This is a genomic window from Paenibacillus sp. E194 (assembly GCF_000935845.1).
GTDB classification, from domain to species: Bacteria; Bacillota; Bacilli; order Paenibacillales; family Paenibacillaceae; genus Paenibacillus_B; species Paenibacillus_B alvei_B.
Genome location: NZ_JMDX01000318.1, coordinates 1 through 5,499 on the forward strand (window position 1 = coordinate 1; position 5,499 = coordinate 5,499).

Sequence of the window (5,499 nt, forward strand, 5' to 3'; positions counted from 1 at the left end):
GAAATCCCGTCCCGGCTCGATGTAATCTGCCAGACACACTACCTTATCCAGCAGAGTCATCTTCTCTCTGCCGGAAGTATGGTACTTGATTGCATCCAGTATTTCTACATCTTCAATTCCATATTCATGCTGCGCTACATGTGCGCCCACAGGCGCATGCCATAATTGCTTGTCATACTCCAGCAATTCGGATGGCATGTTATGTTCCCGAATCATCTGTTCCATTCGATCTGTCTGCCAGTACTTCGCTACATCGTGCAGTATGGCTGCGATATCCGCCTTATTCGGGTCTGCTCCATACTTCTTGGCCAGCTGAACGGCTGTTGTCATAACCCCTTGCGTATGCTGCCATCTTACAGCTGGCATCTGGGATTGTACAGCCTCAATCAGTTGTTCGCGCGTCCGATTCATATAGACCCCACCTTGCTATATACTGTTGAACCTCGTTCGGCACAATATACTTGGTCGATCGTCCTTCGGCCAATCGCTGCCGAATATCGGTCGATGAGATATCCATCTGCGGCATCTCGCTCTCTATGAGCCTAGAAGACCATGCAGCAGGCAGCTTGGCAGCATCCCACCAGCTTGCTCCAGGACGATGCAATCCAACAAATCGAATCTGCTCCATCAGCTCATCGATGTGATGCCACTGGGGCAAGTAAGCGACCATATCGCCACCGATAATCCACGCCCATTCGATGTCGGGATACTCCCGGCGCAGTCCATGGACAGTGTCTAGCGTGTAGGAAACACCGCCATGTTTAATCTCCCAGTCGCACACTCGAAAATGCGGATTGCTCTGCACCGCCAGCCTCGCCATTTCCAAGCGCTGCTCCGCAGAAGCAGCTGGTCGATGGGATTTATGCGGCGGCACATGCGCTGGCATGAACCATACTTCATCCAAGGAAGCCGTCTCCCTAGCGCATTCCGCTGCCACCAGATGCCCGAGATGAATAGGGTCAAAAGTTCCACCCATGATCCCTACGAACTTCATTCGGTAGCCCTCCAGTGATCGTTATGGCAATTCAATCTGCTTATGATCTGTCGATTCCTTGTACAGCACGATTGTTTTGCCAATAACCTGTACAAGCTCGGATCCGGAGCGTGATGCAAGCTCTTCAGCGATTTCGCGCGGATCCTCCAAGCAGTTGTTCAATACCGATATTTTCATCAATTCGCGCTTCTCGATTGCATCCTCAACGTGACGTACGAGTTGATCGTTCATACCGCCCTTACCTACTTGGAAAATAGGCTGCAGATGATGTGCAAGAGAGCGAAGATGGCGTTTTTGTTTACCTGTTAGCATATAAGTTTAACCTGCCTTATCTATTCATGAGTGATTGTAATGAGCCTACTCTCCATCTCTGGAACGTGCGACTCCTTCGTACCTAAATGGCTTCTGTATTAGAGTATCCACATCTTGAAATTAGGATTTCAGCGTCTCAAGTACGCGCTGCCGCATAAGCGCTGTCGGCGCCTGCAAGCCTGTCCACAATTCAAATGCGATTGCCCCTTGATGAACGAACATGCCGAGCCCATTATGAATCCGGCACCCCTTCGCCTTTGCTGCTTGCAGCAGGGCTGTCTCCAGTGGATTATAGATGATGTCACTTACAAGCATGTGGGCTTGCAGCCATTCCGCGGACACGGGTGACGCCTCTATATGGGGATGCATACCGACGGAAGTCGTCTGAATGACGATGTCAACATCATGCGGCGCAATTGCAGGCGCATCGCCCAACATAACTGCTCTTACATTGCCGAATCCCGACAAGTCGTCCGCAAGTGACTGCGCTCGCTCCAATGTACGATTTGCAATGATGAGCTCCTTGCAGCCCTCTGTAAGAAGAGCGTGCGCAATCCCCCGAGCCGCACCGCCAGCCCCTATAATTACAATGCGGGAGGATGGGATATCTGCATCCATCTCTTCCTTCAAGGAACGAACATATCCAAGACCATCCGTGTTGTAACCATGCAGCTTGCCGTCACGTTGAACAATCGTATTGACCGCACCAATCACCAGAGCGCTGCCATCAATCTCGTCCAAATAAGCCATCACCCGCTCCTTATGCGGAATGGTGACGTTCACCCCTCCGAGACCAAGTGCGCGAATGCCTGCTACGGCATATTCAAGCTGTTCTGGCCTTACATGAAATGCAGTATATATCCCGTTCACTTCCATCGCCTGCAAGGCTGCATTGTGCATGAGCGGCGACTTGGAATGTGCAATCGGATCCCCGATTACCGCATACACCTTGGAACTGCTATTCATGTTCATTACAAGATTGTTCGAATATGATGCATCCTTATCCGGCATGAACCCCATCCCCCTGCTTATTGACTGTCTCTTCTCTTTCGAAAATTAAATTAAGGAGTGGCGTGCCAGCACCTTAACTCCCTTAGGCGCATGGATCTCAACCAGCGCGCCAGTTGTACCGTTGCACTTGATCCAGCCCAAGCCGGAAATGAACACGTCTGTCTCTCCTCCACGCCCAATGCGAAGCTGGTGCTTCGTCCATGCTGGAAGCTCGTCAATTCGTTCGCGAGTCGGTGGAGCAAGCAGTTCGCCGCGGTGATCACGATAGAGCTCGTCCGCACGTTCCAGCTTCGTCCGATGGATCGGAAGATCGTTCGACAAGTAGCAAGTGAAGGATTGACGCTCGCCTTCCACGAAATCAAATCGAGCGAACGCGCCAAAGAACAACGTTTGCCCTTCATTTAATTGGTATACCAGTGGCTTCAATGATTTGTCCGGCAGCAGGGAAGATAAGTCCTCACGGCTCGCAAGCTCCGTCAAGCGGCTCTTGTACACAATCCCCGGTGTATCAATGATATGCTTCCCGTCGTCAAGCGGGATATGGATCATATCAAGCGTCGTTCCCGGGTAGCGAGAAGTGGTAAGCTCGCCATCCAAATCGCTATAGTCCCGAATCAAGCGATTAATTAATGTTGACTTGCCTACATTCGTTGCACCAACGACATAAACATCGCGATTGCCGCGCCACTCGGAAACCTGATCGATCAACCGGTCGAAGCCAAGATTGCGCTTCGCGCTCACGAGCGCAATGTCTACAATCCGAATGCCGTGTTCCTTCGCTTGGCGCTGTACCCAATTGATGATGCGGTTCCAATTCGTTACCTTTGGCAGCAAATCGATTTTGTTCACGACGAGCAGTACTGGGTTACTCCCCACAAATCGCTGCAAGCCGGAAATAATACTGCCGTCAAAGTCGAATAGATCGACAATGTGTATGACAAGCGCGTCTTCCTCGCCGATTCGTCCCAATAGGCGAAGAAACTCGTCCTGATCGAATGCGACGGATATTGCTTCATTATAATTTTTTATTCGAAAGCAGCGCTGGCAAATTACAGGCGTCCGTTCCAACGCTTTTGCCGGCACGTACCCGGATGCTTCCGGACTCTCCGTTTGCAGAGCTGTTCCGCAGCCGCTGCATTTCCGTGCCATTTGTTCTTCTGTCAATGTCGTTCCTCCTCGTGCCACATTCCTTTTTTACGAAAACGTTTCGTTACGATGCGTTCGACTCGCCGATTAATGCGTGTCATCCAACCCTCATCTTGAATCGCGATGGGATCAACTAATATCGTAAACATCCCGATGCGGTTGCCTCCGAGCACATCGGTCAACATTTGATCTCCAACTACCACCGCTTGCTCAGGTGTCAGCCCCATCAGCTTCAATGCTTGATGAAAGGCCCGTTGCGAAGGCTTCCGTGCTGAATTCACAAACGGAATATTGAGCGGTGTCGCAAACCGGGATACTCGCGGATGATCATTATTCGACACAATCACCACTTGAAACCCCATTTGCTGGGCTTGTTCAAGCCAAGCCGTTAATTCGGGCGTTGCCAAAGGTTCCTTCGCGCCTACAAGCGTATTATCCAAATCCGTAATAATTCCCTTGTATCCTTTGTCCATCAGCTCCGCAAGGTTAATATCGTACACCGTACGAACCCGAAGACGGGGAATAAGCCTTTCCAACAAAGCGGTCACCTCGTTTTCATACGAAAAACTATACCATATTCTTTGTTTTTCGTGCAAAAAAAAGCCGTTCCTATGCGGAACGACTTTCATTTGCCACATTTACGGATATATCTCCCTCGCATTGGGTTCGCAAAATCAACTACTTATTGGAAAACGCCACATGCTATACAACCTGTTATCCGATGTGTTTGTACGCCCGAATTGCTTCTTTCAGTTGCTTCACATCTGATTCCATTACAGGATGCCCACCATACTTCGCCTGCTCGAACTTATTGACGATCACTGCCGCTGGATCGCTTCTGCCCTCTCGCTGATCCGACCACCTCTTGGCAGCTTCACGCACAGTCTCATGCGCTCCCTTGCGCATGCCCTTCCATCTGCAATAGCTTAGCCACAAGTCTGTATGCAGGATGATCTGTTCCTTGTAGGTTAAATTACGCTTCAGCAGCCAGAAAAACCGTAGGGAGAAGCCGATCGTTCTCCACTTCCACAATAATAGTAGGAAACATACGGACGCCATCACGATAACGAGCCACTTTGCCCCCTGAACGAGCCAAGCTGGAAGTGACGCATCTTGCCGCTCCTGCTTCGTAACTGGCTTCTTCTCCTCTTGCTTCTCTTCCGGCTTCTGTTCTTCCTTCTTCTCTGGCTCCGGCTTCTTCTCTTCCTGTTGCAGACGTGGATAGGTGAAGCCAGGCGTTGGCTCAAATGCAACCCAGCCATAGTCACCCATGTATACTTCGACCCAGGAATGAGCCTCTGCATTCGTCACCTGATACGTGCCAGCTCCGCTGTCCTGCGATTGCTCGGTCAGCTCATGTGTGGGTACGTCCCCGTTCTGACGCGTTCCTGGTGCGTATCCCTTCACCCAGCGTGTTGGTATGCCAGCAGAACGAAGAAGAATGGCCATTGATGTTGAGAAGTGATCGCAATACCCTTCCTTGATTTCGAACAAAAAGGCATCGACGAAATCCTCGCTTTTGCGCAAGGATAAATTCGGCGCATTCGTATATCGATACTGCGTACGCAAATAATTTTCTACCTTTTTTACCTTGTCGTAATAGTTAGTTTCGTCTTGTGTTAGTTCCTGCGCCAAATCCTTGACTCGCTGCGGAAGCGTGTTTGGGATCTGCAAATATCTCTGGAATCGATCCGCATCTGTAGATATTGTCTGTGATGATTTGCGCAAATCTTCCTCGGTAAAAATCGGGACTCGCGAAGTCAGTGTGTAGTTGGTTGGGTAATTGCCTGTCTTGGGTGATTCATATCGCACAACTCCATCCTTCTCACTCCACCGCAGCACCGATCCATCTGCACTTACCATTTCTTCTCCCGGAATTTCATCGACTGACTCGATCATCCCGATTCCAAACAATACAGGGTATACTTCTTTATTCTGCATTGAAAAGGTTTGCTTCACAGTTCGAGTCTGTACGCTGTCTGTAGGATGATCTTCTACTGTCAATTTTTGAGCGATACCAAACATAAGGCTTCTAT

At 50.0% G+C, this 5,499-nt stretch carries 7 protein-coding genes; all 7 read right to left on the minus strand.

What is annotated here, in order from left to right:
- A partial coding sequence (gene yqeK / locus AZ66_RS26155) for a bis(5'-nucleosyl)-tetraphosphatase (symmetrical) YqeK (RefSeq protein ID WP_044357558.1) occupies positions 1–411 on the minus strand: 411 nt, incomplete at its 3' end.
- Complete coding sequence (locus AZ66_RS26160; protein ID WP_044357559.1) at positions 383–994, minus strand: nicotinate-nucleotide adenylyltransferase; 612 nt, start codon at positions 992–994, stop codon at positions 383–385. The genes yqeK and AZ66_RS26160, both read right to left, overlap by 29 nt.
- A 21-nt stretch (positions 995–1,015) precedes the next feature.
- Complete coding sequence (yhbY, locus tag AZ66_RS26165; protein ID WP_044357561.1) at positions 1,016–1,306, minus strand: ribosome assembly RNA-binding protein YhbY; 291 nt, start codon at positions 1,304–1,306, stop codon at positions 1,016–1,018.
- Between the two features lie 120 nt (positions 1,307–1,426).
- Positions 1,427–2,317, minus strand: a complete 891-nt coding sequence (gene aroE, locus AZ66_RS26170; RefSeq protein WP_044357562.1) for a shikimate dehydrogenase — start codon at positions 2,315–2,317, stop codon at positions 1,427–1,429.
- 45 nt (positions 2,318–2,362) lie between these two features.
- A complete protein-coding gene (gene yqeH / locus AZ66_RS26175; protein ID WP_044357564.1) occupies positions 2,363–3,466 on the minus strand; it encodes a ribosome biogenesis GTPase YqeH in 1,104 nt (367 codons plus the stop codon).
- An 11-nt stretch (positions 3,467–3,477) separates the two neighbouring features.
- Positions 3,478–4,002, minus strand: coding sequence for a YqeG family HAD IIIA-type phosphatase (locus tag AZ66_RS26180; RefSeq protein ID WP_044357566.1), 525 nt, complete (start codon positions 4,000–4,002; stop codon positions 3,478–3,480).
- A gap of 175 nt (positions 4,003–4,177) precedes the next feature.
- Positions 4,178–5,499, minus strand: a 1,322-nt coding sequence (locus AZ66_RS26185; RefSeq protein ID WP_156160091.1) for a DUF4129 domain-containing transglutaminase family protein, incomplete at its 5' end; no start/stop codon positions are given.

Coding starts and splice junctions, on each gene's coding strand:
- AZ66_RS26160 (WP_044357559.1), bottom strand. CDS start 994: ATGAAGTTCGTAGGGATCATGGGTGGAACTTTTGACCCTATTCATCTC.
- yhbY (WP_044357561.1), bottom strand. CDS start 1,306: ATGCTAACAGGTAAACAAAAACGCCATCTTCGCTCTCTTGCACATCAT.
- aroE (WP_044357562.1), bottom strand. CDS start 2,317: ATGCCGGATAAGGATGCATCATATTCGAACAATCTTGTAATGAACATG.
- yqeH (WP_044357564.1), bottom strand. CDS start 3,466: ATGGCACGGAAATGCAGCGGCTGCGGAACAGCTCTGCAAACGGAGAGT.